At 58.6% G+C, this 26,043-nt stretch carries 26 protein-coding genes; 4 read left to right on the top strand and 22 right to left on the bottom strand.

The annotated features are described in order from the left end of the window. Positions 1-3: 3 nt before the first annotated feature. The 19 genes from GSVR_RS09855 to GSVR_RS09765 form a co-directional block, all read right to left on the bottom strand. Positions 4-1,368 (bottom strand): S41 family peptidase, encoded by a 1,365-nt coding sequence (locus GSVR_RS09855; protein ID WP_173196390.1) that lies wholly within the window; start codon positions 1,366-1,368, stop codon positions 4-6. 138 nt (positions 1,369-1,506) lie between these two features. Then, positions 1,507-2,688 carry a murein hydrolase activator EnvC gene (locus GSVR_RS09850; RefSeq protein ID WP_173196391.1) on the bottom strand — a complete coding sequence of 394 codons (1,182 nt, stop codon included), beginning with the start codon at positions 2,686-2,688 and terminating at the stop codon, positions 1,507-1,509. After that, positions 2,685-3,659, bottom strand: a complete 975-nt coding sequence (gene ftsX, locus GSVR_RS09845; RefSeq protein ID WP_216846808.1) for a permease-like cell division protein FtsX — start codon at positions 3,657-3,659, stop codon at positions 2,685-2,687. Before ftsX ends, GSVR_RS09850 begins: the two co-directional genes overlap by 4 nt. Further along, a complete protein-coding gene (ftsE, locus tag GSVR_RS09840) occupies positions 3,622-4,305 on the bottom strand; it encodes a cell division ATP-binding protein FtsE (protein WP_173196392.1) in 684 nt (227 codons plus the stop codon). The genes ftsX and ftsE overlap by 38 nt, the downstream gene beginning before the upstream one ends. A 4-nt stretch (positions 4,306-4,309) precedes the next feature. Then, positions 4,310-4,714: a general secretion pathway protein GspG gene (locus GSVR_RS09835; RefSeq protein ID WP_173196699.1), complete on the bottom strand. Its 405-nt coding sequence runs from the start codon at positions 4,712-4,714 to the stop codon at positions 4,310-4,312. A gap of 87 nt (positions 4,715-4,801) precedes the next feature. Beyond that, positions 4,802-5,284, bottom strand: a complete 483-nt coding sequence (locus tag GSVR_RS09830; RefSeq protein WP_173196394.1) for a type II secretion system protein — start codon at positions 5,282-5,284, stop codon at positions 4,802-4,804. 54 nt (positions 5,285-5,338) lie between these two features. Next, entirely contained in the window at positions 5,339-6,073 is a 735-nt protein-coding gene (locus tag GSVR_RS09825; RefSeq protein WP_173196396.1) for a type II secretion system protein, read from the bottom strand. A gap of 73 nt (positions 6,074-6,146) precedes the next feature. Next, positions 6,147-8,711: a secretin N-terminal domain-containing protein gene (locus tag GSVR_RS09820; RefSeq protein ID WP_173196398.1), complete on the bottom strand. Its 2,565-nt coding sequence runs from the start codon at positions 8,709-8,711 to the stop codon at positions 6,147-6,149. A gap of 39 nt (positions 8,712-8,750) precedes the next feature. Continuing rightward, positions 8,751-9,374, bottom strand: a complete 624-nt coding sequence (locus GSVR_RS09815) for a type II secretion system protein PulP (RefSeq protein ID WP_173196400.1) — start codon at positions 9,372-9,374, stop codon at positions 8,751-8,753. After that, entirely contained in the window at positions 9,371-9,916 is a 546-nt protein-coding gene (gene pilO / locus GSVR_RS09810) for a type 4a pilus biogenesis protein PilO (protein ID WP_173196402.1), read from the bottom strand. The genes GSVR_RS09815 and pilO overlap by 4 nt, the downstream gene beginning before the upstream one ends. Then, positions 9,913-10,452: a PilN domain-containing protein gene (locus tag GSVR_RS09805; RefSeq protein ID WP_173196404.1), complete on the bottom strand. Its 540-nt coding sequence runs from the start codon at positions 10,450-10,452 to the stop codon at positions 9,913-9,915. Before GSVR_RS09805 ends, pilO begins: the two co-directional genes overlap by 4 nt. Next, the gene (gene pilM / locus GSVR_RS09800) at positions 10,452-11,378 is read right to left on the bottom strand and encodes a type IV pilus biogenesis protein PilM (RefSeq protein ID WP_173196406.1); all 927 of its coding nucleotides are present in this window, start codon (positions 11,376-11,378) and stop codon (positions 10,452-10,454) included. The genes GSVR_RS09805 and pilM overlap by 1 nt, the downstream gene beginning before the upstream one ends. 16 nt (positions 11,379-11,394) lie before the next feature. After that, on the bottom strand, positions 11,395-13,113 hold the full coding sequence (locus GSVR_RS09795; RefSeq protein ID WP_370552067.1) for a GspE/PulE family protein: 1,719 nt from the start codon (positions 13,111-13,113) through the stop codon (positions 11,395-11,397). Between the two features lie 8 nt (positions 13,114-13,121). Beyond that, positions 13,122-14,330, bottom strand: a complete 1,209-nt coding sequence (locus GSVR_RS09790) for a type II secretion system F family protein (RefSeq protein ID WP_173196410.1) — start codon at positions 14,328-14,330, stop codon at positions 13,122-13,124. A 177-nt stretch (positions 14,331-14,507) separates the two neighbouring features. After that, positions 14,508-14,693, bottom strand: coding sequence for a hypothetical protein (locus GSVR_RS09785; RefSeq protein ID WP_173196412.1), 186 nt, complete (start codon positions 14,691-14,693; stop codon positions 14,508-14,510). A 1-nt stretch (position 14,694) separates the two neighbouring features. Continuing rightward, positions 14,695-15,423 carry a polyprenol monophosphomannose synthase gene (locus GSVR_RS09780; RefSeq protein WP_173196414.1) on the bottom strand — a complete coding sequence of 243 codons (729 nt, stop codon included), beginning with the start codon at positions 15,421-15,423 and terminating at the stop codon, positions 14,695-14,697. 358 nt (positions 15,424-15,781) lie between these two features. After that, positions 15,782-16,828, bottom strand: coding sequence for a hypothetical protein (locus GSVR_RS09775; protein WP_173196416.1), 1,047 nt, complete (start codon positions 16,826-16,828; stop codon positions 15,782-15,784). An 85-nt stretch (positions 16,829-16,913) separates the two neighbouring features. Beyond that, entirely contained in the window at positions 16,914-17,165 is a 252-nt protein-coding gene (locus tag GSVR_RS09770) for a hypothetical protein (RefSeq protein WP_173196418.1), read from the bottom strand. 78 nt (positions 17,166-17,243) lie between these two features. Continuing rightward, positions 17,244-17,441 carry a hypothetical protein gene (locus GSVR_RS09765; RefSeq protein WP_173196420.1) on the bottom strand — a complete coding sequence of 66 codons (198 nt, stop codon included), beginning with the start codon at positions 17,439-17,441 and terminating at the stop codon, positions 17,244-17,246. 370 nt (positions 17,442-17,811) lie between these two features. On the opposite strand from GSVR_RS09765, the gene GSVR_RS09760 reads away from it, so the two are divergent. Continuing rightward, the gene (locus GSVR_RS09760) at positions 17,812-18,396 is read left to right on the top strand and encodes a bifunctional 2-polyprenyl-6-hydroxyphenol methylase/3-demethylubiquinol 3-O-methyltransferase UbiG (RefSeq protein WP_173196421.1); all 585 of its coding nucleotides are present in this window, start codon (positions 17,812-17,814) and stop codon (positions 18,394-18,396) included. Here the strand turns inward: GSVR_RS09760 and GSVR_RS09755 are convergent. From GSVR_RS09755 to GSVR_RS09745, 3 genes are all read right to left on the bottom strand, one after another. Continuing rightward, positions 18,377-20,296 carry a DUF3488 and transglutaminase-like domain-containing protein gene (locus GSVR_RS09755; RefSeq protein ID WP_173196423.1) on the bottom strand — a complete coding sequence of 640 codons (1,920 nt, stop codon included), beginning with the start codon at positions 20,294-20,296 and terminating at the stop codon, positions 18,377-18,379. The two genes, GSVR_RS09760 and GSVR_RS09755, sit on opposite strands and share 20 nt — an antisense overlap. Then, positions 20,283-21,149, bottom strand: a complete 867-nt coding sequence (locus GSVR_RS09750) for a DUF58 domain-containing protein (protein ID WP_239077509.1) — start codon at positions 21,147-21,149, stop codon at positions 20,283-20,285. Before GSVR_RS09750 ends, GSVR_RS09755 begins: the two co-directional genes overlap by 14 nt. A 62-nt stretch (positions 21,150-21,211) precedes the next feature. After that, positions 21,212-22,120: a MoxR family ATPase gene (locus GSVR_RS09745; protein WP_173196703.1), complete on the bottom strand. Its 909-nt coding sequence runs from the start codon at positions 22,118-22,120 to the stop codon at positions 21,212-21,214. A gap of 235 nt (positions 22,121-22,355) precedes the next feature. Here GSVR_RS09745 and GSVR_RS09740 point away from each other — a divergent pair, with 235 nt between their 5' ends. The 3 genes from GSVR_RS09740 (at position 22,356) to GSVR_RS09730 (ending at position 26,033) form a co-directional block, all read left to right on the top strand. Next, positions 22,356-22,649, top strand: coding sequence for a hypothetical protein (locus tag GSVR_RS09740; RefSeq protein WP_173196425.1), 294 nt, complete (start codon positions 22,356-22,358; stop codon positions 22,647-22,649). A gap of 453 nt (positions 22,650-23,102) precedes the next feature. Beyond that, complete coding sequence (locus GSVR_RS09735; protein WP_173196427.1) at positions 23,103-24,632, top strand: Cache 3/Cache 2 fusion domain-containing protein; 1,530 nt, start codon at positions 23,103-23,105, stop codon at positions 24,630-24,632. Next, on the top strand, positions 24,633-26,033 hold the full coding sequence (locus GSVR_RS09730; protein WP_173196429.1) for a sigma-54 dependent transcriptional regulator: 1,401 nt from the start codon (positions 24,633-24,635) through the stop codon (positions 26,031-26,033). Positions 26,034-26,043: the final 10 nt, after the last annotated feature.

The following is a 26,043-nucleotide window of genomic DNA, read 5'->3' as shown; positions in this document are numbered from 1 at the left end:
CGGTTACTTGGTGCTGCCCATCTTCTTCATGATCTCCCAGCCCTTGAGCAGATCAAGCGCCCGCATGACCTGGTAATCGTTCTTCAGGTTGTCATCAGGCTTGGTGGACAGCGTGCTTTCTTTCTTTTCTTCTTTCTTCTCTTCCTTTTTCTCGTCTTTCTTGGAGTCCTTATCCTCGACCTCGAAGTGATTTTCCAGGTCCTTCTCGCGCAGGTGCAGCCCTTCCTTCTTGTCCGACTCTTTGGGAAGCTCCAGGCGCTGGACGACTATGTCAGGGGTGATGCCCTTGGCCTGAATCGACCGGCCGTTAGGGGTGTAGTAACGAGCCGTGGTCAGGCGCAAACCCGATTCGTCCGACAGCGGGATGATGGTCTGCACCGAGCCCTTGCCGAAACTCTGGGTCCCCATCACGATGGCGCGCTTGTGGTCCTGCAGGGCGCCGGCCACGATCTCGGAGGCGCTGGCGCTGCCGCCGTTGATCAGCACAACGATGGGATAGTTGGGTTCCTTGCCGGTCTTGCGGGCCGAAAACTGCATCTTCGAGTCCTTCTCGCGCCCTTCGGTGTAGACGATCAGACCATCCTCTATGAAATGATCCGCCACCTTGACCGCCTGATCCAAGAGCCCGCCGGGATCGTTGCGCAGGTCAAGCACCAGCCCGGAGAGAGCCCCTTTGTTCTCATCCTGCAGCGTTTTGAGCGCCTTGGTCAGGTCTTCGTCGGTCTTTTCCTGGAACTGGGCGATGCGCACATAGCCGTAACCGCTGTCCAGCATGCGCGAACGAACGCTTTTGACCTGGATCACGTCGCGGATAAGGGGAAATTCCATCGGCTTGTCGAACCCTTCCCGCATAATGGTCAGGGTGACCTTGGTGCCCTTCAGCCCTCGCATGCGCTTGACCGCATCATTGATGTTCAGGTCTTTGGTAAAGCGTTCATCTATCTTGAGGATTTGATCGCCTGATTTGATGCCGGCCTTGAAGGCGGGGGTATCCTCGATCGGGGAGATGACGGTCAGAATGCCGTCCTTGATCGTAATCTCGATGCCCAGGCCGCCGAAGGTGCCCTTGGTATCGATCTTCATCTCCTTGTAGGTATCGGGAGGCATGAACGAGCTATGGGGATCCAGAGAGGCCAGCATGCCGTTAATGGCACCGTAGACCAGCTTCTTGGTATCGACCTCCTCCACATAACTTTTCTTGATGATCGCCATCACATCGGTGAAGAGCTCGATCGTTTCGTAATCGCTCCCTTTCCCCTCCGCGGCACAGCGGCGTTGCGAGCTGATGCCGATGAAGATCACCAATGTGGCCATGGTTATGACCAACCCTGCCAGAATACGTTTCTTTTTACTGCCTGATGGGAACATCTCCGCCTCCCGTTTATTTATAGGTTGAGAAAGAGATTGAGATAGAGTAACTCCCTTTTCTCCTTACCCCTGTCTCCGCCTCTACCTGCTTTTGTATTTTTTCCTCTATCTGTCTTCTCTTCCGTCTCAACCCGCTTCTTACCTGACCCAGCCCGCCGGATCCACCGGTTTGCCCTGATGCCTGATTTCGAAGTAAAGCAGCGGTCCGCGGGTGGAATCGGTATCTCCTACCGTGGCAACCGCTTCGTTTTTGGCCACATCAGCCCCGATCTTCTTCAGAATTTTTCCGGCATGCGCGTAGAGACTGAAATATCCGCCTCCATGATCCACGATGACCATATTACCGTAACCTTTGAAATAATCAGCAAAAATGACGTTGCCGTCATAAATGGACCTGATATCGCTTCCCATGCCGGCTGCAATGGACAACCCCTTGCTGAAGGTGTAGGAGTTGAATTCCGGATGTTTGTGCTTGCCGTAGGTTTCCACGACCTCTCCCCTGACCGGCAGGGACATGCGCCCTTTCTGGGATGCGAAGCCCCGGTCCGGAACGGGGGGCAGCTCGGGCAGCGGCTTGGACTTGGTGCCGGGCTTTTCCTGGCGTGGCGCGAGCTTCCGGCGGCTGAGCGCCTCGAGGCGGTTTAGCATGGCCTGGAGGCGGGAAGCATTGGCTTGCAGCTCCTTGAGCGACTTTTCGTACCCGGCGCGATCCTGGCGGACCTTCTGCAGATAGGCGGCCTTCCTGCTCTTCTCTTGCTCTATCTCCCGTTTTTTGGAGGCGATGCCGTCCTTGATGTGCGCCTTTTTGGCGGCATCACGCTCAAGATTACTCTTCAGGCGCCGTAACTCATCAATCTTGCCATTGTAATCCGAAAAAATCTTTTTGTCATGTTCAAGAATCGAATTCATATAGCGCATGTTCTCAACCATCTGGGGAAACGATTCGGCTGAAAAAAACATCCGCAGTGCACCCAACTCGCCTGCCTTGTAGAGCGATACCAGCCTGCGTTCGATCTCCTGCTTCTTCTGACTGGCCTCTGCCGTGACCCTGGCAATATCCTGGCCGGTCCGATCCAGAGTCGATTCCACCTGCTGCAGATCACGGTTCAGTTTTCCGAGGTCGGCCACCTTCTGATCAAGGCTGTGGCGGATCTCCGACAATTCGGTGGAAATGACCGCTTCAACCTTGCGGGTCTTGGTAATCAGCTGCTTTTTAGCGTCGATTTCCTGTTTGACCCCTTTCAATGCCTCCTTGGGATTTTCTCCCCGGGCGCCGGACACGAAACCGAGCAGCAGAACTATGCACAGCAATCGTTTCATTGCCGGTTGGTCATGAAGCGGTTGAGCGATGTCAGGCTGCCGGCGAAACCGAGCAGTATGCCGGCCAGCACCAGTCCCCCGACATACTCCAGCGGCAGAAACGACAGGCCGGCCGCTGACGGGTTGAAGGCCATGAAGCTGCCGGCGTTGTGCAGGAAACCCTCATACAGGCCGAACAGCAGTGCCATGGCCACCAGTGCACCGGCTCCCCCCTGCAGGATCCCCTCGATCAGGAAGGGAGCCTTGATGAAAAAGCGGGTGCCCCCCACCAGCGACATCACCTCCAGCTCGTCGCGACGGGCATAAATGGTCAATTTGATGGTATTTGAAATAATGAAGACAACAGCAATCAGCAGGAACGATCCCAAAAGCGCCCCGAGCAGGCGCAGGAAATTGAGAAAGGTGTTGAAACGCCTGACCCACTCCTCGCCGTACTGCACCTCACCGATGCCGGGCACACGCTTGAGATTGGCCACAAAAGCCTCGATGCCGGAGGTATCGCGGCTGGAACGCTTCAGTGCGATCTCGAAGGAGGCCGGCAGTATTTCGGGCCTTACCCCCTCCAGCAGGGTCTGCTGTCCGCGCAGCCTGTCCCTGAACCGCTTGAGCGCCTCATCCCGGGAAACGAAGGTCACCTTGGAGACACCCGGAATTGCCATGATAGTGGCACGCATGGCCGTCTGTTCCTGAGCGGACAGCTCCTTCTCGAAATAGGCCGTTACCTGCACCCGCTCGCTCCAGGCATCGGTAACGTTCTCCAGGTTGACGAATACGAGCAGAAACAGCGATACGATCAGGAGCGCAAGGGTTATGGTGCCGATGGTGACCACATTGACGAACATGTTCTGCCGGATATTGACCAGCGCCCGGCGGACAAAGTAGCCGAAGCGCCCCCCCACTCCTTCTCCGGAAAGGGCCGGCCTCTTTTTGACGTTACTCACGGCCGGGTTCTTCTTTTTCCACCTGTTCAACGATATCTCCCTTGCTGAGTGTCACCAGACGCTTCTGGCTGCCTTCGATCAGACGGCGGTCATGGGTTGCAACAACGACCGTCGTACCCCGTACATTGGCATCTTTGAAAATGGCGAGAATCTGGTTCTTGTTGGCCTCATCCAAATTACCGGTCGGTTCGTCCGCCAGAAGTATCTTGGGATCGTTCACCAGTGCACGGGCCAGGGCAACGCGCTGCTGTTCGCCGCCGGAAAGTCGCTGCGGTATCAGGTTGTACTTGGACTCCATCCCCATCTGCTTGAGGATGTGCATCACCTTTTTCCCGACATCGGCCCGTCCCCACCCCAGCACCTCCAGGGTGATCGCGACATTCTCGAAAACGGTCCGGTTCGGGAGCAGCTTGAAGTCCTGAAATACTATTCCGATCGACCGGCGCAGTAAAGGAATTTGAGAGGAGGTCATGCGCGAGATGTTCTGTCCGTCGATCAGCACTTGTCCGCTGGTGGGTTTGAGGGCACCGTACAGCAGGCGCAGCAGTGTCGTCTTGCCGGCACCGGAGGGACCTGTCAGAAAGATGAACTCTCCCTTCTCGATCCGCAGATTGATACCGTTCAGAGCGGTGGCATCATTTTGATAGGACAGGGATACGTTATGCAACTGGATCATGCTTCTACCAATCTTTATAAGGGGTGTTTGTCGTAGGGCTTACCTTGTCGGAACGGCTTTTCACGTCAAAGACATTTCCCAAGTCGGCTCCGGTGGTCGCACCGGTTGCAGCAGCGCCGGCGGAACTGGTGCCGCCGGTTGCCGGGGAACTGCCCGCAGGGGGGGGCACGATTTCCCACTCGGTATTACCGGTCATGGGATCTTTGGGGATGTCACGCAGATACTGTTTCTGTTTGAGGTCATCCAGAGAATCGGGGTACTTGCCCTGGTCGGCGTAGAATTGATCGATTATGTTCCTGAGGTTGTACAGTGTTTCCCGCAACACCGCCTCCCTGGCCTTGATGATGCCCCACTGGTAATTGGGTATGGCGATCGCGGCAAGAATGCCGATAATCGAAACCACGATCATCAGCTCGATCAGGGTGAAGCCGCGGCGCCCCCGGGCCGGGACGGTACGGGGGGAACGGAAATATGTTGTATCAGGAAAGTTCACGTTTTACCATTCCTTATATTTGCTGCCGTCAAGAGCGGTTCCTTCCTGCGGCGCATAGACGTCGAAGACATCCTCGCCCCCCCATTTGGTCGAATCGGGCTTGTCCTTGTAGGAGCGCAGCTCCCATCCCCATTTTTCGTCGTCGGCGCTCTTGGGATCCAGGGGATTGAGCACCTTCCTGCGCAGGAACTTGACCTTGCCGACCTTGGGGTCCCCGAAATCGCGCCCTTCGACAAGCTCCTGCAGATCCTTGGGATAGCCGCTGCCCGTTTTCAGCGGTCCGTCGGGCATCTTGTCGAAACTCTTTTTGTAGTCGTCGATGGCGATGCGGATGACGCGGAGGTTCCTGCGCAGTTCGACCTCTTTCGACCTGATGGCCGTGTTCCTGACCAGAGGCATCACACTGGCGGCGAGAATCCCCACGATGGTGATCGTCACGATCAGTTCGAGCAGGGAAACGCCGCTATGGGTCCTCAACGGTTTCACGCTGATTCCTTCAAATCCGCTGCTGATAAAGCGTCGCCGCAATCGTTCGGCATATTACAGCCCTTCGTGATAGGCACGGTAAATCTGTGCATGATCGTTATTCTTGTCGGCGATGAACTTCCACTGGCTGTATTTGTCGATCGTGCCGCCGGTTACGGGTTGTGTTGCTGCTCCCGGTGACGGTGACGTTGCCGGTGCAGCAGTGGGAACGCCCCCTGCGGTTTCCGTAGTGGTGGTGCCGGTACCGGCAATGCCCAGGTTCTCGAGGGCAGTATCTTTGAAATTCGTCCTGATGGGGATGTCGTCGCTCGGACTTGCCACCCCCACAATCCCGCCTCCCGGTACCCCCCTGCAGGCTTCCGGATATCCGCTGGTACAGGCGGCATCTCTGACCAGGAGCCATTTCTTTCCGGTCATGGGGTCCTGCTCGATAAAGAGCTTGGGGCAGTCGGAACCGCATCTCCGGTTTTCATCCAGCTGTCCGGCGTAATGATGGGGCAGATAGGGATTTTTGTTGGCGGTCTGGCCGCCTCCCATCAGGTCTCTCAGATCCGTCAACGCGGTGACTGTTTTGCTTCCGGGCCCTCCCCCGGGGATATATTTGGGATTATACCAGTTTTCGATGGCTTCCTTGATCTGGCTTCCGCGGAACAGCAGTTCCTTTTCACGCTCGCGCTTCATGACCAGCATCCATGACTTGCCGGTGGAGACTGACAGAATCCCCATGATGGTCACCATGAAAATGGCGACAATGAAGGTAAACCCTTTTTCGTTCAAGCGTGGTTTCATAAGACAAATCGCCGTGGCACACCTGCCAGTCCGTGGGGCCGCGAACAGTAAGGGCATGGATCCGGATGCCGGATTACCTGACCTCTAGGGCTGTGCTGAATGGCAGGATGGCAAGCACGCTGCCGTCTGCACCAGTAAAGCCGACATTGCGGAATCCGAAACCGGCGGTCCCCGCTTTGATGGCCTGGAATCTCAGGGAAACCAGGCTTCCTGCGCCGGACACCCCGCCGCTGCCGGCTTCGCGCATCACGCTCAGCATTACGGCACCGCCGGTAGGATCAGGTTTGCCGGAGAAGACGGTCCCTTTTCCGTCCTGTTTGAGAAAGCTCCCTTCCGCGGCAGAGACATATTTGACAGCGAGCGGATCGAAGGTCACCGCAAAGGGAGCCCGGACCAGATCCCTGACCTCGCTCACCCGTACGTCCAGGCTGAACTGTTGCCCCACCGCAACCTGGGAGGGGGTGCCGATCTGCAGCAGTCCCCTTTGCTGCTGCACGCTCGCCGGCTGCACGGCCGCCGGCTGAGGTGCCGCAGGCTCCAGGGAGGAAGGCTGCAAGGTCGGTTGCGGCGACTGTTCCGGTGCCGGCGGTTGCGGCGCAGATTGTGGCGGTGTTGTTTCCGATGGTGCCGGGGCCATTTCCGAAGGTGTCGGCTGCGTCGGCTGAATCGGTTGTGGCTGCAGCGTCGGCTGAGGCGGTACCGGCGCTGATGGCAGACGCTGGGCTCCGGCAGGTGCCGGGGCGACTCCGTTCGTTCCGGCTCCGTTGGTTCCGGATGGTTCGAAGACCGGCTCCTGTTCGAACGAGGCCAACGGCTTCACCAGCGAGGGGTCGTCCTCCTTGCCGGAGAAGAACGCCATCAGATTGCTGCTGGGAACGGTCACCCCCCGCACCAGGCGCGGCGTGATGGCCAAGACCAGCTCGGTCTTGTCCTTGCTGCTATCGTTGCTCGAGATCAGCGGACCGATCAGCGGCAGGTCCCCCAACAGAAAGATCTTCTGCTTGCTGTCGTTCCTGGTGTTCTGGATCAGGCCGCCGATGACGCTGCTCTCCCCGTCCTTGAGACTCAGCACCGTATCGAGGTTCCTGGTGCCGATGGTCACCACGGTGGTGGAACTGTCCGCCCCCCCCACTTTCTCTTGGGAAAGGATCGAGCTGACCTCCAGGCTCAGCTTGATGACCACCTCGTTGTTGAGCTGAATGATCGGCTCGGCATTGACCTTGACCCCCACGTCCACGTACTGGACATTGACCTGCGAGATCGTGCCGTTGAGGGTCGTGGTGGTAATCGGCACCCGGGTGCCGACGTTGAACTTGGACTTCTCCTTGTTCTTGACCCTGATCTTGGGGTTCGAGAGCACCTCCCCCTTGGCCAGGGTCTTGCCGAAATTGTACTGGGCGCTCGGTACCGTTACAAAACCTCCATAGCCTTTCAGGGTGAATGCCTTGACCAGATTGCTGGGGCCCGCCTGAGTGGTAGTGGTGGTTGTGCCAGTGGTTGTCGTGGTTGCCGTGGAAAGTGAATTGGACAGCATCTGTCCGTCCGGAGTAAAACCGGCCATCTGAACGTTGTAATTGCTCAGCAGCAGCCCCACGTTCTGGGCATTCTTATCACTGAGTTCAACCACCTCCACATCCAACACCACCTCCGGGTCCGGCACGTCGTTGGCATCGAGGATCTTGTCGACCACGTCGACCACGTCGGCGGAATCGCGCACCACGATGGAATTGGACTCCTCGTTGACATAGATCTTGCGCACCTGGATCATGGTCCGGATCAGGTTGACCGCTTTCTTGGCGTCCATGTAGTTGAGATGGAAGGTGCGCAGCAGCATGTCTTCGTACTGTTTCTTCTTCTCCGGCGTATTGGGATAGATGATCACCGTGCTCTCGTTGGCAGCCTTGCGCCCCAGCTTGAACATGCTGGTCAGCATGTCCAGGGCCTGCTGGAAACTGCCGTTTTCCAGGTAGATCGTGACCGGCTGATCCTTGATGGCCTCGTCAAAGATGAAATTGATCCCGGACAACTGGGTGATGATGGCGAACACATCCTTGAGCTTGGCATCCTTGAACTTCAGAGTGATCGGCTTGCCGGATTTCACGTTAAGCTCGAATCCTTCCAGCTTGCTCTTGCGCTGGCTCTGCACCCGGGCAAGCGCAGCCTGGTAATTCCGGTTGTCGGGGTTCAGTTCGATGGCATGCTTGAACAAGCGGTTGGCATCCTTCAGTTTGTTGCCCTTCTCGAATTCGAGCCCCTCCTGGTACGCTGCCTGGGCATCCTTCAGGCGCAGGGCTGCATCGGCCTGCTGTTTGTAGCGCGCCTGGGTAGGATCGAGGCCCTGTGCAGCCTGGAACTCGGCCGCCGCTGCCGCGTAATTTTCTCCGGACAGAAACTCATTGCCCTGCTTGAAGTGCTGATCAGCAGCCCTTTCCCTGGCATTGAGGAATCGAAGCCGATATACGCCCCCTTCCGGGTCCTTCATAAAGGCATCGGCATAACTGTACATGGCCTCTTCGTACCTGCCTTCCGCCTCGAACGCTTCGCCTTTGCTGAATGACCGGCTGGCGCCGGAGCAGCCGGACACCAGAAGAACGGCGGCAAACAGACTGAAGAGGGTGAGATATGTCGGGTAGCGCATCGGGGGCGTTCTCCTCCGTAACATGATCGCTGAAGCTGCTTATTTTACCGCTGTGAGTAACTGCCTGTTCTCGATCAAGGGGATGACGATCTCTTCCCCCGTATCGGTCACCGTGATCGTCAGGGCCTGGTCGGTGATGGAGGTGGCTTGGTAGCGCCCGGCAAACCGGTCCCCCTTCCTGACCAGGACGATCTCGCCATCCTTTGTCAGAAAGATCGTCCGGTGTCCGTCCTTCTTCAGGAATCCGAGAAAGGTGAAGCGCGCCAGTTCGCGCCGGGGTGGCTCCGGCATGACCGGTGGCGGGACAGGCACCGGCGCCGGCTTCGGGACCGGGGGGGGAGGCGTTACCGGCTTCGGGGCAGCTGCCCTCTGCCGGGCGATCTTGGCCTCGTCGCTAAACACCGGGTTGAAGATATTGCGGCGATATCCCTTGAAGGCAGGCTGCTCGCGGTCGAGCAGGTCCAGCCGCAGCGCCGTGCCACCACCTTTCTGCGCAGCGGGCGCTGCAGGCGTCGCAGCCCTGCCCTTCTCCCTGGAGCTTTCCGCCTGCCCCGGCGTGCTTTGGGGCACACTCCGCTGGCGCGGCCATTTCAGGTAACTCCAGATCGCGCTCAGTACAAACAGGATCACGAGGATCAGGAGGAGCAGTCTCTGCCGGTTCATGCACCCTCCCGCAGGTAGACCGTCACGTGCAGGTTCATGGTCACCGATTCCTGGTAAGGATCGGCATTGACGAGGCTCAGCCCGTCAACCACGACCAGCTCGCGATTTTTCAGCAGGTCAGCGATGAAACTCTTGAGGGCGGCGTAGCTTCCGCCCACATTCATGGTGATTCCATATGCCAGCAGACGCTCGTCTTTGACCGTTTGCGGCTTGTAAGAGACATTTGCGGTGGTCACGCCGCTGGCAGAAGCTGCCTCCAGGATATCGCCCAGCACTCGGGGGAACTCCCGCTTGAGCGGTATCCGCCCTTTGAGCGTCTCCAGATCGGTCTTGCCTTGGCGATAAATGGCATCCACATCGCCGCGGCCGGTGAGTGCCACCTTGCGCCGCAGGTCGTTCCAACGGGCCTGCGCCTCCACGACGGCTGGCGAGGTGTAGTAACCGACGGCGCACGCCAGGGCGACATTCAGGATCGCCAGCAGCCCGACAACCAGCACCAGCCGCTTTTTCAGGCGGTATATCTCCTGAAGCACCCCGATCATGGCACCACCGCCCGGCAGTCAACGGCGAACTGCACTCCCCGCGTTTTCTCACCCAGGAACAGATCGTGATGGGAAACCAGCATGATATCGGTAAATGCCTTTGAATCTTCCAGTTTTTCCAGATAGGCGCGCACCTGGGCAAAGGACCGCGCCCGCCCCTCGAGTTTGACCTGGCCGTTACCCGTGTCCGACACGACCGATGCCAGCGAAATGCCCTCCGGCGTACTCTTTTCCAACTGTTCCAGCAATCCGAGCCAGTTATAGGACTTGCGCTCGATAATGGCGTTGTAGAAACCGATCCTGGCCAGCAGCTTCTTGTAATCCCCCTCCGAAACCCCGGTGGGACGGCTGTTCAGGCGCCCTTCCAGGGAAGCGGCATCGGCCTTGAGCCGTTGAAGCTCCCCCATATCCGACCAGAAACGGCTGACGTTCCAGGCCATCCATGCCAGCATGAGCAGGATCAGGAGGGCAAAAACGCGGTTCACCAGCCGGTGGTCGAGATAGGTCCTGGTGGCGAGATTGATGGTGAAACGCATCACAGGCTCCTCATGGCGGCGCCGATGGCTGCAGTGTAGGGGAAGAGCGCTGCCTGATCGGCAGGGGCGGAGTCGGACGGTTTCACGATAGCTTTGGCTTCCAGCAGGTTCGTCTCCACTCCGGCCGCCTCGGAGGCCATGCCGCAGAACTCGCTCGCCACCGCGGGTGCGGCCAGGCAGTAGACCTTGGGCACGATCCGTTCCGGGAAGCGCTCCCGGTAAGCCAGCAGCGAATTGTTGATTTCCATGTAGGCGCGGTTGTCGATTGCCGAAGAGCCGGGCAGTTCCTTGATCCTCACGAATTCGGGGATGCCGCCGTTAAAGACGACAATGCCGAGGATGGCATCGTAGAAGGAAATCAGGGCAACGTCCTCGGCCAGCGCCAGCCGCGATTCGAACGCGCGGCAGATGCTGAAGATATTGAGTTCGATGCTGGCCGGGCTGAAGCCGGCCGAAGTGAACATGTCTTCGTACTGGCCGATGACGGTGCGGGAAACCAGTGTCACCAGCAGGGCCATGTCGCCATTGTCCCGCGTCCGGAGCAACTGGTAATCCAGATGGGCCTCGGCCACATCGAACGGGATCTGCTTCTTCAGTTTCCAGCGGATGATGTCGAGCGCTTCGCTGCGGCTTTTGAAGCGCCCCTCCACATCCAGCAGCAGGATTCGCCCCACGGCATCGGGCAGGGTTACGGAAACCCGTGTCCCGCGAAAAAGCGTCAGGGCATGGGCCTCGCGCAGACGGTCGCCGAAATGCTGAGGATCGAGTATGTTCTGTTCGCGCAGTGAGGTACGCATTGATCCCGGCATCAGCGGGCGGGATGCCACGCGCTCCAGACGCGGAGCATCCGCTCTGCCCCCGAGCAGGGCGAAAACGACGCCGGCGGGACCGACCTCTACTCCTAGCGCTTTCCTGGAAAACAGCATGTCCGGTCCATTCCCGTCACTCGACGAACGTGACGCGATTGATCTCCTTGAGAGTGGTGTCTCCCGCGATCAGTTTTTCCACCGCCGAATCCCTTAGAAACACGACTCCCGTGTCGCGGGCCGCTTTCTTGAGCTGGGTCGCCGGAACCTTGCTGATGATCAGGTCGCGGATATGGTCGTTCAGGTCCAGAAGCTCCACGATGGCCGACCGCCCGCGGTACCCGGTCCCGTTGCACTCCTCGCAGCCGCGGGCCTCGTAGATGGTGGCATCCCGCACGATTTCAGGGTCCACTCCGGCCTCGCGGAACTGTTCGTCGGTGTAGGTCACAGCGCGGCGGCACTTGCGGCAGACCCGGCGCACGAGCCGCTGGGCCATCACGCAATTCAGGCTGGAAACGAAATTGTAGGGGTCGATGCCCATGTGGATGAAGCGCCCGATCACATCGAAGACGTTGTTGGCATGCACGGTGGTAAAGACCAGATGCCCGGTCAATGCGGACTGGACGGCGATCTGGGCGGTCTCGGAGTCGCGTATCTCGCCGACCATGATCTTGTCCGGGTCGTGGCGCAGGATGGAGCGCAGCCCCTTTGCAAAGGTGAGTCCCTTTTTCTCGTTGACCGGGATCTGCAGCACGCCGCGCAGCATGTACTCGACCGGGTCCTCGATGGTGATGATCTTGTCCTCGCCGGTATGGATCTCGGTCAGGGCGGCGTACAGGGTAGTGGTCTTGCCGGAGCCGGTCGGCCCGGTAACCAGCACCATGCCGTACGGCTCGCGGATCTTCTTGCGAAGCCGCTTGATCTCCCGCTCGCTGATACCGAGGTTCTCAAGCGACAGCCCCTTCAGGTCGCTGGCAATGCTTTCCTTGTCGAGGATACGGATAACGGCGTCCTCGCCCAGGGCGCTCGGCATGATCGAAACGCGGAAATCGATGGACTTCGCACCGAAACGGACCTTGAAGCGGCCGTCCTGCGGGATGCGCCGTTCGGAAATGTCCAGCTCGCTCATGACCTTGAGGCGCGATATGATCGGGGCCTGGAAATGCAGGTCGATCGGCTCGTTGGCCCGATACAGGACGCCGTCGATCCTGTACTTGATTTCAACGCCGTCATGGCCGGTTTCGATGTGGATATCGCTGGCGCGGCGATTCAGGGAATCGAGGATGGTGGTGTTGATCAGCTTGATGATCGGACTGGTGTCGTCGGAAATGCTTTCGACCGAGAGGATCTCTTCGCCCCGCTCGGTTTCCTTTACCAACTGCAGCATGAAGTCTTCCGAAACCTCGCGCAGCACCCGGCGGGCCCCTTCGCCCGATTTTACCACGGCGGCAATGGCCGATTCGGTGGCGATGCTGATCCGCAGGGAGCGGTCCAGCAGCAGTTCCAGTTCATCCAGCTTGACCACGTCGGTCGGATCGGACACGGCAATGGTCAGCGTGTTGTCCGACATCTCGAGCGGTACGAAGCGGAAACGGTAGATGGCATCGGTCGGCAGGCTGTTCAGCAGGCTCTCGTCCATCCTGAAGTGTTCGAGGTCGACGTACTCCAGGCCGAATTGCTCCGCCAGGGACCGGGCAAGGGCCTCTTCATCGATTAGCCCCTCTGCCAGGCAGATTTCTCCGAAACGCTGGCGGCTGGTCGAAAGCCTTTCTACGACCAGAGGAAGCTGGTCAACGGACAGATAGCCCCGTTCGACCAGAATTTCTCCGATTTTTTTGCGTCTGAAAGACTGCATCACACTCCCTAGCCGACCGTCCCGGCGATCTTGAATATCGGCAGATACATGGCAATGATGATCAGCCCGATCACCAGTCCCATCACCAGCATGACCGCCGGCTCGATCGCCGTTGTCAGAATGTTCATCCGCTCCGCCAGTTCGTCCTCCAGGTAGTCCGAGACATCCACCAGCATCTCCTCCAGGGCTCCGGTCGTCTCCCCCACCCCCAGCATGCGCAGTGCGAGCGGCGGCATGATCTCTATCCGTTCGAAGGCCGCGGAAACCCGCCCCCCTGCCTCAACCAGCTTGACCGCCTCGAAGAGTTTTCTTTCCATGAAGACATTGTTGAGAGTGCCGAGCGACATCCGCAAGGATTCGATGATGGGAATACCGCTGCCCAAAACCGTGGCCAGGGTGCGGGTAAACGAGGCTACCGAATATTTCGTGTAGAGGTCGCCGAGAAGCGGAATGCGCAGCTTCAGGCGGTCGACGAAAAACCGTCCCTTTTCCGTGGAACTCCAGGAGCGGAAGACTGCCACGCCTGCCATGGCCAGAACGACACCCACCAGGAAAAAACGCCTCAGAAACGTGGTAAAATCGATCAGCATCTGCGTGGGAAGCGGCAGCTGCGAGCCGGATTCCGCATACACCTGGCTGAAGGTGGGCACGACGTACAAAAGGAGTAGCGTTATGGCAGCGAAGGCAACGACCAGCAGGATCACCGGATAAAACAGGGCGGAGACGATCTTCTTGCGGATCGCTTCCACCCGCTTGAGATACTGGATATACCGCCGGATAGTCCGGGGGAGATCGCCGGTGCGCTCTCCGGCACGGATCGAGGCCACATAGAGGTGCGGGAAGAAACGTCCATGCTTTTCCATGGCCACTGACAATGCCGCGCCACCCTTTACATCCTCGCGTACCTGCCGGAGAACCTCTGACAGCCTGCCCCCTTCATGCTTCTCCAGAATGGTATCCAGAACCTGCATGATCGGCATGGCCGCCTTGATCAGAACCAGCATTTCCTGGTTGAAGGTAAGCAGGGAACGGTTATCGATCGTGCGACGACGCAACCCCTTGTCAAAAAGAAACTGCAACGGCTTCTTTTTGACTTCGAAAACAAAAAAGCCCTGCTCCTCCAGACTTTTCTGAAGCGCACCCGGTTCGGAAGCTTCAAGTTCCCGGTAAATAATTCTTCCGTCAGCGGAACCAAGTTTGCAGGAGTAAAGAGCCATATCCCTTATCTAATACCACAGAAATCCTTTTTTCAAAGTAAAAAACCACAGACAAAATGCCTGTGGCCATTTGATTTCACTGGTTTTTTTAATCCCTGTCGCTTCAAAAATGAAAAATATTTTTTAAAAACATACTGATCCGCGCCATCAGGCGGCTGGTGCACATGACCAGGCGCATCATGCCTGAAGCAGTCCCACGACCCACAGCGCATAGGAGATAACCAGCACCGTTCCCCAGCTCACGGCCGACCGGATCGACAAGCGCCCCTTCTCGGGGAAAGCCCTGAAAGCCAGAACCAGGGCCGAACCGATCCAGCCTGCCAGAGCGACCGTGCAGACAATCGACCATACCTCGTGCGTCATGTTAACCCTTTCTTCCGAATATCCGTCGCAAAACGGTCCCCAGCCTCAGTTTCCACACCATTACCACCGCTTCCCGCACGATTTTCCGCGAAATCTTGGAGGTGCCGGCATGACGGTCGATAAAGATGATCGGCACCTCGATCATGCGCAGCCCTTTTTCCATGCAGCGGTAATTCATTTCGATCTGGAATGAATAACCGTCGGACTTGACCCGCTCCATATCGATGGATTCCAGCGTTTCGCGGCGGAAACACTTGAAGCCGCTGGTGCAGTCCATCAGTTTCAGGCCGGTGACGAAACGGGCATAGACACTGGCGAAATAGCTCAGCATCAACCTGCGGAGCGGCCAGTTGACGACACTGACGCCGTTCAGGTACCGGGAACCTATCACAAGATCGCAGGAGGCGGCGGCTTGCAGAAACACCGGCAGGATCTTGGGATCGTGCGAAAAGTCGGCATCCATCTCGATGATGTAGTCGGCTCCCAGATCGAGCGCCATCCTGAATCCTTCACGGTATGCCGACCCCAGACCGAGCTTGCCCGGACGGTGCAGAACCCGGATACGCTCTTCGGACGATGCCAGTTCATCGGCAATCGTGCCGGTTCCATCGGGGGAATTGTCGTCCACGAACAGAATGTTGATGGAGGGATGCTGCTTGAGAACCTCTTCCGCCAGGCGGACGATGTTCTCTTTCTCGTTGTAGGTAGGAATGATGACAAATGATTTCAAGCGTGATTGCTCCGGTGGCGGGCCTGTCCAAACTCTACCGGATAGTACGGGATATGTTCCGGAAATGTCAAGGGATCGGTGCCGCGCCTGCCGGGAGGGACAGAGGGGCAGCCGGGGCGCTGCGCGGGTAAAAATGGGAGCTTGATCTGCGGAGGCCGTACAGCATTACGGACAAGTCACCTCCGGTATCCCTGCCTGATGCCGGAGTACCTCGGACCGCCGCTGCACGGCAGGTAATGGCAGTGCGGCTCTCCGCAAAAGCGCTCCGTGCCGTCGTCCCTCCGCGGCGATGCCTGCGGGCACATGGAGACAGATGCATGGAGCGCCATCGGTTCCGGCAACCGACTCATCCCATGAGTCAGCTCTTCAGGATGACTCGTTTAACTGGGCCATTCATGCGGATGGCGGCGGCGAATTCCATCCAGAACACCAGGTAGATCGAGACCATCAGCGACAGGCCGATATTCTGGTTCTCGGACCCCAGCGCTTTGGCCAGGATCGGCGAGGCAAAACCGGCCCCGTGTACACCGGTAATGCGCTCAAGCATGTAGAAGGCGGACAGGGTCAGCAGCGTACCGACGATCATGATGGCTATGCCGGTGGGGCGCTTGATCCAGTACTTGGGTGAAAATCCGTACATGCGCATGAAAATTACCACCCAGATGATCCACACCGAATAATCCACGGCCGCATCGGGCAGAGCCAGTTTATTCTTCACCAGGGTGATCTCCAGGACCGTCACGACAGCCAGCAGCACAAACATCCAGTTGAATTTCTCATTGGCCTGGGTCTGCCAGTTGCGGCTGTCAGGCGCCTTTATCTCGCTGAAGGAATGGCTGTGGGTGCCCAGGGCCGAAAACAGGATGGCGAACCAGATACCGGCGTTGTGGAACAGGAGCGAGGCATGGTTGCCGGCCACATTGGCGATGCGCGCCATCGGTTCTCGTGCGAAATCCGCCGCGATACGCATCAGGAACAGGTTGGCGATCACGGAACAGGCGATGATCACCGCGATGGTGAAGATCTTGCGCGGCAGCAGGTATGGATCGACCCGGTCGGGAAAGCCGATGATAAAGGCGAACCAGATCAGGTACATGATCAGCGGAATGCCGAAACAGATGCCGTAGACGGAGTTGCCGGCAAAATCGCCGTTCTGGGCGTAAATCACGTATTTCTCTTTGGCTGCGGGATCGCTGTTGACTGCCTTGACCACATCTTTCGGCACCTTCTTGACATGGGGCAGAAGCCCCATGGCATACCAGCCGTTATCCCCCTTGGTGGTGTCGACAACCCAGTACTGGTCGCCCATCATCTCGTCCAGACCGGCAAAGACCTGCATGTTGAAGGCCGCGCAGACAACGCAGACCACCAGCAGCAGGATGGCGTTGGAAATTTTCATTGGCATGGCTGTACTCCTCCGTGGGAAATCAGGTCAAGGTTAAAGGTCAAGGCCGAGATTACAACCCTCAACCTGAACACCCACCCTGTTTTCACTCCTTGTGCGTGGTCCAGAACATGGATACCGCATTGGCCGCAAAGAGCCCATACAGCCACATGGTGTTCCAGGCCGGACCGGACCAGTGGCTGCCGCGTCCCCCCCCGACCACGCCCGAGGCGACCACGATGCCGATCAACGCCGTAAAGGCGACCATGGCCACCGAGCGCAGAATGGCACTGTTACGCCAGGTATGACGCTCCAGCTCCTCGATTCTCGACAGCAATTCAAGTTCTTTTTCGCTCATTGTCTTTCTCCCTTGAGGAAGTGATCCCTATTTTTAAATTTTCATGGTAAGCGCACTGTTTTTTGGGTGCGGTCCTTTTCAGGCCACCACCTTGGCAAGGTGGACCAGACCGCCGGGAAAGCGGTCCACAAGTTCGCGGTACTTGACGCATCCCTTAAACCGTCCGTTGCAGTAGTGAATGATCTGGTTCACGTCATGGGGAGATATGTAGCCGCATCCAACATCGCAGTAATCATCCTTCTTGCCGAAGAAAGGGCATACTTCAGTCTTTGTCATGGTTGAGAACCTCAAGACGCGTTCGTTTACCGTGTATACAGCATGACATGTGCCAACAAAACTTTATTCAATGAAATCAGCATATTACAAAATTAAAAGTGCAGTTTTGCGCGATCTTTCACACTTTTGCAAAACAACCGGCCACACAAACCGGAACCCTGTTCCTGAGATTTGAATGGCTGGAACGCTGAAAACCTGCAATACTCGGCACTTTGGAAACAATGATGGCCGCCCTTGACAAACTTCGCAGATATGCAAAGATTCTTTCCGCATCGTTTTGCAAAATTGCGAAAAAGTCTCGTGAGGAAAAAGCCTGATTTTTCTGCTACAGAGGCTGGTGCATATTCGAAATGAGAGGAACGGTGGAGTGATGGAAGAGGACAGGCTCAAATGGAATCTGCGTTTCGGATCGGAAGAGGCATTTCTGGGCGTGCGCCCCTCTCCGTTCCTGGCCCGGGAAATGGAACGCATAAAGGCCCTGGCTCCCGGTCGGCGGGCACTGGACATTGCCTGCGGCGAAGGGCGCAACGCGATCTTTCTGGCCCGGCACGGCTTTGAGGTAACCGGGCTGGACATCTCGGACGTGGGTCTGGCAAAAGCGGACCGGTGGGCGACTGAGGCGGGAGTAACGGTTGATTTCCGCTGGGCGGATCTGGAGGATTATTGCATTGACGAAGAATATGACCTGATCATCAATTTCAACTTCCTGCTGCGCGACCTGATTCCCCAGGCCTTTGCCGCCCTGGCGCCGGGGGGACTTCTGATCGTGGATACGATCCTGGAATCGCCTGAAACCTCGGGGACCCACACTGCCGAATACCTGCTGCGCTACGGGGAGCTGGGGAAGATGTTCCAAGCTCTGCCGGGAGAAGTGCTGTTCCAGGAAGAGGTGCGGGAGGTGGCAGAAGGAGAGATGCCGACCGCAAGGGTGCTGTTCAGGAAACGGGAGAGCTGACGGCAAACCCTTTCTTCAACAGGCGCTTCAGACGATCATACTCCTCCGCGGTCAGGGGCCGGTCCCGATACAACGCGCCGGCATAGATCTCTACGAAAGTCCGCACACTCGCATTGCCGGTCGACTCCGCCAGTTCGAACAGCCCCTGCCCCGGAAGCACCCGAACACCGCAGTCGTGCTCAACTTGCCGATAAAATCTGCGCAGCAGGCGTTCCGCCGGTGTGGGCCACAGTTTTTTCCGGTTGAGGATGGCGGCCGCCACGAGCAGCATTGCTGCCGACAGCGCCAGCGGCCATTGCAGAGCCTTCAGCACCGGTCCCGCTTTCAGCCCTTGAAGCTTCTTTCCGGCCGTGCGGGCCATCTCCACCTGACGTTCGAAATCGTAGTTGATCACCGACCTGTTCCAGGCATGATCGAACGAATCGATTGCCAGGCGCAGCCGCATGGTAAAACTTCTCTGCGGCCGGCTCCCCCAGACGCTCCCCGCATTCCCGGCATAGCTGCTGGGGTCGACCCGCAGCCACTGCCCGTTGACGTAGGCCTCGACCCAGACGTGCGCCATCCGTTCGCTGACCAGATAATAGCCCCCCAGGTCGTTATACTCTCCCCCCAGATAGCCACCCACCAGGCGGGCCGGGACTCCGGCGGCGCGCAACACGACACCGAAGGCAGAGGCGAAAAATTCGCAGTGCCCCTGCCTGGTTTCAAACAGAAAACGCTCCAGGGCATTATCCCCGGTCGGCAGATCCCGCAGGGTGTACCGGTAGCCGCCGGTGCGGAAATAGCGTTCCAACAGCTCCAGGCGGCCGGAATCGCTTTTCCCGCCGACATGTATGTCTTTTGCCAGACGTTTGATGCGCTCGGGGATGCCCGGGGGCAGTTGCAGGTAAAAAGTGCGGTCAATGCTGCCGGCCACCGGCAGCGTGCCGGCGGGGAATGATTCGGCGGCATAGCTCCGGATCCGGGCGCTGGCCGGCACCTGAAAAATACCATCGGGCGAACGTCTGACGCGTGCAGCGGTAATGCTTGCCGGCGCGTCCAGGGCAGGCAGGAACCCGACCAGCCCCGGTTCCGGGAAAATCACCTGGCTGACGCGCGGACTGCCGTAGACGACAGTCTCCGGCGGAATTGGACCGCGAACCCAGCGCCTGCCGTCGAAGCGGTTGAAAACGATGCCGCGCCAGTAAAGCTGCGGCTGCGGCTGCCGCGGCAGCTCCGCACGAAATGCCGGTGCAGCGGACTCAGCCATCGTGCTGCTGCCGCCGGGTTCGACCCGGTCGGAAAAGCCGCTGATGCGGGATGCCGGCGCTGCCAGGAAATTCCATAACGGAAACTGGGTACGGGGCAGCAGCGGAAACAGGAGGACCAGGAACGGCAACGACAGCAGCGGCATCAGCAGGCCAGCGGCAACTATACGCTGCAGCGCGGCCCGCGGGATCTCCATCCGCTCCTCCTGGCACCAAAATGTCAGCAAAACCAGCGATACCGCCACCATGAACAGCATCAGGGCCAGGTACAGCAGGAAAAAGGGGCTCAGATCGAAGAGCGAGGAGGCGGCCAGACAAAATAGCGACAGGGCGTAGATCTGCAGGTAGTGGCGAGGGCTCTTCTCCCCCAGCAGGCGAACCGCCAGCAGGATCGCCAGAAAACTCACGACCGGCTGAACGGCATCGGTACGGCTGAACCGGGAGGCGTAGAACAGAAAAACCGGCACGATCGAAATGTTCAGCATCCAAGTCTTGAGCGGCCAGGCGCCGCGGCGGTCCTGCCAGATGCCTGCTATCAGGCCGGCTGCAGCCAGCAGGCGCGGAACGGGTGCCAGCCAGGAAAAAAGCGGCACGAGCCCGCACAGGGCAATGGCATAGGAAAGTACCGTTATCAGCGTTCTAATCGTTGCCATACAATGCCAGTTCCTTCAGCAGGAACAAACGGTGGTGTTGCCCCATCCCGGCCGGGACCGAACGGTCGGACAGCCTGAGCCCCACCGGCCGCTGGCCGGCCCAGTGCTGCACCAGCCAGGCCGCATGCGAAATACGGTCTTCGAGGGTAGTGCCTGCCAGCGCATCCAGTTCGATGAACAGCGGAGGTGCGGTCAGCAGCCCGAATTCCTTTACCAGCAGTTCGTCAGTGCGTGCCGTGTGCTTCCAGTGGATCATCCTGAGCGGCTCCCGGCCGGAATACCCTGTGATGCTTTCCAATTCTCCGTCAAGGCCGTGCGCCTGCCGGGCGGCCTGGCCGGCACGCTCAGCCTCGCGTCCCGGATCGACCGCCATACCGGACAGCAGCCGCGGAAATATGATGCAGTTCGGATCCAGCGGAAAGATCCGGCTGCGAATAAAGAAATTGACCGGAAAGGGCGAACTCAGCACCACACTCCTGACACCAGCATATCCCCGTACCGGAAACGCCAGCCCCACCGTGCCGTCGGCCGAACTTCCAGCCAGTATCATCGGAATCGTGACACTCCCCCCGCCGGAAACCTCCAGCCGGATGAGAAATGAAGGAATGTATCGTTTGGTGTTATGGAGACGCAGGCGAAAGGGGGCCAGGGTACCGGCGAAGATCTCTGCCGGCGGCAGGAGTTCGGGGGTCAGCTTCCGAAGATTGAACATGCCGGCCAGCCCGGTGACCGACATGAAGGCGAGCAGTCCCGCCACGACCAGGAACAGCAGGTTGTTTCCCGTATTGATGGCGGAAAAACCGAGCAGCAGCGTAAGGGCGATATACAGTGCGCCGGACGTCCCGATTCTCACCCGGAACCGCGTACCGCGTACCCTTCCGTCCCGTCCCGAGCGGAACGTTCCGGTCCCGGAGTTCAATGCAGAGGCAACGCTATGTCGTCGAGCAGTTCCCGTACGACCTCTCCCCGGTCGGAGCCGAAATGCTCCGGCCTCATGACCAGACGATGGGCACAGACCGCCACGGCCACACCTTTCACATCCTCGGGTGCGACAAAATCGCGCCCTTCCAGAAACGCCGCTCCCCTGGCCGCCCGTGCCAGGCTGATGGCGGCACGCGTGGAAAGGCCGGTCTGAATCATTCGGTGGCTGCGGGTGGCAAGTACCAGCGCATGTATATAGGAAACCAGCTTTTCGGACAGGTACACCTCGTGCGCAACGGCGTGCCGGGCAGCCAGGATATCGGCAGCGGTCGCCACCGGAACGATCTCGCCGATCCGTTCGCGGATACCCCCTCCGGAAATGATCTCCCGTTCAAGCTTTTCGGGTGGATAGCCAATACCGGTGCAAATCAGGAAACGGTCGAGCTGGGACTCCGGCAGCGGAAAGGTGCCGCTCTGGTCGGAGGGATTCTGGGTGGCAAACACCATGAAGGGATCGGGCAGAGGGTGAGTCACCCCCTCCACTGTTACCCGCCGCTCCTCCATCGCTTCCAGCATCGCGCTCTGGGTGCGTGGCATGGCCCGGTTGATCTCATCCAGAAGCACGATATTGTTGAAGATCGGTCCCGGCAGAAAGGTGAATGTGCCCTGTTCACGGTTGAAGACAGAGAGACCGGTGATGTCGGAGGGGAGCAGGTCGCTGGTGCATTGCACCCGGCCAAAGGAGAGGCCGGTACTGCCGGCCAGCGCCAGGGCGACGGTGGTCTTGCCCAGTCCCGGCAGGTCCTCGATCAGGATATGTCCGCCGGACAGGAGGGCGATGGCCGACAGGCGCAGCACCTCCTCCTTCCCCTGCAGATAGTCCCCGCACAAGGTATCCAGCATGGTGACGGCAGTCCGATTGGAAAGATTGCGTTTCAAGGATGGAACCTCACTGGGCGCTTGATTTTTATGGATAAACAGTCAAAATCAAATGAGAATCTTAATTCGCGGCATCTGATGCGGAGCATCCGGAAGAGCCGGGCAGCAAACGCGCCGGATGCTTCCCACGGCAAAAAGCATTTCAAAGCGTCATGGAGGCGTTACCGGCCCGGCCTGAAGGACCGTCAACGGAGCTGTTATGCTTTTCAAGCGCACGATACTGACCAAAATACTGTCAACGGGCATGAAAGCCGAATTCGCTATCGTCAAGGAAGCGGGCGCTTACAAGGCCGCGCTGTACATCAACGGGCGCCGCATACCCGGACCGCCGCTCCCGGAAAAGCTCGACCCTCCCACGGAGGGTCTCACCCACTGGATGGGCAACCGCCCCAGCGTGGGGCTGAGCAGCGACGAGGCCGAAAAGATTATCCGCGAAGTCGAGCTGGAAAACAGCGTCCTGGAGCATCTCCGCAAGGAACGCCGCAAGCCTTGAGTTTATCACAGGGAGATTGTGCGGCGATAGGCGATTTTCCTCTTCCAAGAGGTTGTTGAAAACGGGCATATCGCCGCCGTCCTCGTCAGTAATCTTGTGACTTCGGCCTGCGGCCTCACCCTCCGGGCGCCTCCGCGGTCCAATTTCACACGTGAAATTGTGCGGCGTAGCACGGCAGCCCTCTCCCTATCCCTCCCCCAGAGGGGGAGGGCATTCTGTTCCCTCTCTCTTCGGGAGAGGGTGGCCAAAGGCCGGGTGAGGGTCTCCGCGGGGCTTCCTGCGGGTGCGACGACCTGCCCATTTTTGAACAACCTGAGAATTCCAACAACCTCCTAAAGCTGCTTCATTGGCCAATTCCTGCCCTGTTCTCCCCCGAGCCGAGCCCGCGGCTTGATTTGCCGCCTGAAAACAGGTATATCCAAGTATACAAAATTGTATACGATAGAAGACACCATGCTGATTCGCCTGCTCAACAAACTGAAACTGCGCTGGAAATTGCTGGCTCTGGTATTGCCGCTGGTGATCGTGCCGATTTTCGTGGTGGCAGCCGTGATCGGCTTCATCGCCAACCACCAGGCCTATCTGGGGGTCACCCAGGCCAGCAAGGACGACCTCCGGCACATGGCCTCCTTCACCATCGATCTGCTCGATTCGCACGACCGGCAGTTTCACGACTACCGGCAGGACACCTCGGCCAGCCTGTCCGCCGAGCTGGCTTCCGAATCCTTTGCGGCCCTGAAGAAAAAGATCAAGAACAAGAAGGTGGGAGCCACGGGCTACATCTTCTGCATGGACAGCAAAGGCACCCTGAAGATCCATCCGGACGCGGAAGGGGTCAACATTTCCGATGCACGGGACACCAGCGGCCATCTTTTCGTCCGCGAAATGTGCGAGAAAAAGAGCGGCTGGATCAGGTATCCCTGGAGAAACGTCGGCGATGAAGCGCCCCGCATGAAAATAGTCCGCTACGAATACTTCGAGCCCTGGGACTGGATCATCGCGGTCGGCTCCTATGAAGATGAATTCTATCGCCAGGCCAACACCATCAGGGACCATATCCTGTTCAGCATGTGCGTCCTGATCATGGTGGTGGGCCTGATCTCGGTCCTGCTGGTTCTGCGGGCCGCAACCCTGTTCACCAGCCCCATTACGCACATGATCGAGGTAATCCGGTGCGTCAAGCGCGGAAATCTGCAGGAGCGGATGAAGGTCGCCGGCCAGGACGAGCTGGCCGAAATGGGCACCGCTTTCAACCGCATGACCGATATCATCCGGCACAACCGGGAAATGGAGGCCAGCCTGGCTCAGCAGGGCAAGATGGCTTCGCTGGGCGTGCTTTCATCGGGTGTGGCCCACGAGATCAACAATCCCCTGGGGGTCATTCTGGGCTACGCTGGCTACCTGGAAGGCAAGATGGACGAATGCGATCCGCACTACAAATACATCCACGAAATCAAACGGGAGAGCAAGCGCTGCAAGAAGATCGTCCAGGACCTGCTCTCCTATGCACGCACTCCCCGGCCGGTCCTGGAGGCTGTCGACCTGAACGATCTGCTGAGCCAGATCGTGGATTTCGCCGAGAATCACACCGATATGAGGGGTGTGACCATCACGACCGAGTTCGCAGCGGGACTCCCTCCTGTGGAACTGGATGGCGACCAGATGCGGCAGGTGGCCATCAACCTGATCCTGAACGCCGGCGGCGCAATGCAGAACGGGGGCACGCTGGTGGTGCGGACCGAACTGTGCGATCTGTGTTATGTCCATATCACCTTCCGCGATAATGGCTGCGGCATTACGGCGGAGAACCTGGAAAAGATATTCGAACCGTTTTACACCACCAAGGAGCGGGGCACCGGCCTGGGATTGGCCATCACCAAACAGATCATCGAGCAGCACCACGGAGAGATCCGGATCGAAAGCGAACCGGGCAGCGGCACGACCGTAACCGTAATCCTTCCCCTTGAGCATGAGGAATTATAGATGTCCCAAAAGAAACGCATACTGCTGATCGACAACGAAGCCGGCCTGTGCCGCATGATGGAGCAGGTGCTGCTGGACAACGGCTATCTGGCCAAGGCCTTCACGGACCCCCGGAAAGCGCTGGAGGAGTTCCTGCCCAACGCATGGGATCTGGTGATCACCGACATCAAAATGCCGGGCATGAGCGGACTGGAGGTGCTGCAGAAGGTCAAGGAGCAGTCCCGGGACCTGCCGGTGATGATGATCACCGCTTATGCCACGGTGGACATGTCGATCCAGGCGTTGCGCAAGGGCGCCTACGATATGCTCACCAAGCCGTTCGAGCCGGAGGAGTTGATCTACCGCGTCAAGAACGCCCTGCAGCAGTCGCACCTGCTGGAGGAAAACCGCGAGCTGCGCCAGGAATTGAGGGGGCAGTTCAGTTTCGAAAACATCATCGGAACATCCGGCGGGCTCAAGGAGGTACTCGGCAAGGTCGGCAAAATTGCGGTACGCGACACCTCGGTCCTGATCACCGGAGAATCGGGCTCGGGCAAGGAGCTGATCGCCCAGGCGATCCATTACAACTCTCCCCGGCACGAGCGCAAGTTCGTGGCAATCAACTGCGCCGCTCTGCCGGAGACCCTGCTGGAAAGCGAACTGTTCGGCTACAAAAAGGGGGCCTTTACCGGCGCCAAGGAAAATCGTCAGGGGCTACTTGAGGCGGCCGACGGCGGCACCTTTTTTCTGGACGAAGTCGGCAATCTGCCGATGAACGTGCAGAAGACGCTGCTGCGCTTCTTGCAGGAAAAGGAATTCATCCGCCTGGGGGACACTACCCCCACCAGGGTGGATGTACGGCTGCTCTCCGCCACCAATGCCGACCTGAAGCAGGCCGTCAAGGACGGAACATTCAGGGAGGACCTGTTCTATCGCCTGAATGTGGTCAACATCCACCTGCCTTCATTGCGGGAGCGCACCGAAGACATCCCTCAACTGGCGGCGCACTTCATCAGGCTGCAGAACCAGAAATTCGGCACCTCGGTCAAGGGCTTCGAGCGGGAGGCCATGCAGGTCCTGTGCGAATATGACTGGCCCGGCAATATCCGTCAGCTCAGGAACGTGATCGAGGCCTGCATGGCAATGGTGGGCGCAGGCGAGGATTTCATCTGCCGGGAAACGCTGGATCAGTTCATCGACACGGATGGCGCCCCCCGGGAAAACATACCGGTCGCGGCCGCCGGAGCGAGCGAACTCCCCTTCAATGCGGCGCTGGAAAGATTCGAAGCTGATTTGCTGAGGAGTCTTCTGAAACGGCATGGCGGGAATATCGATTCAGCTGCCCGCGAAGCGGGTATGAACATGGCTACCATGTACCGCAAGATCAAGAAGCACGGGATCAAACGCGAGGAATACCTGTAACCCCCTCAGC

The organism is Geobacter sp. SVR (assembly GCF_016865365.1).
Lineage (GTDB): Bacteria > Desulfobacterota > Desulfuromonadia > Geobacterales > Pseudopelobacteraceae > Pelotalea.
Note: the sequence above shows the minus strand (reverse complement) of the source record. Positions and strands in the feature narration are given on the sequence as shown.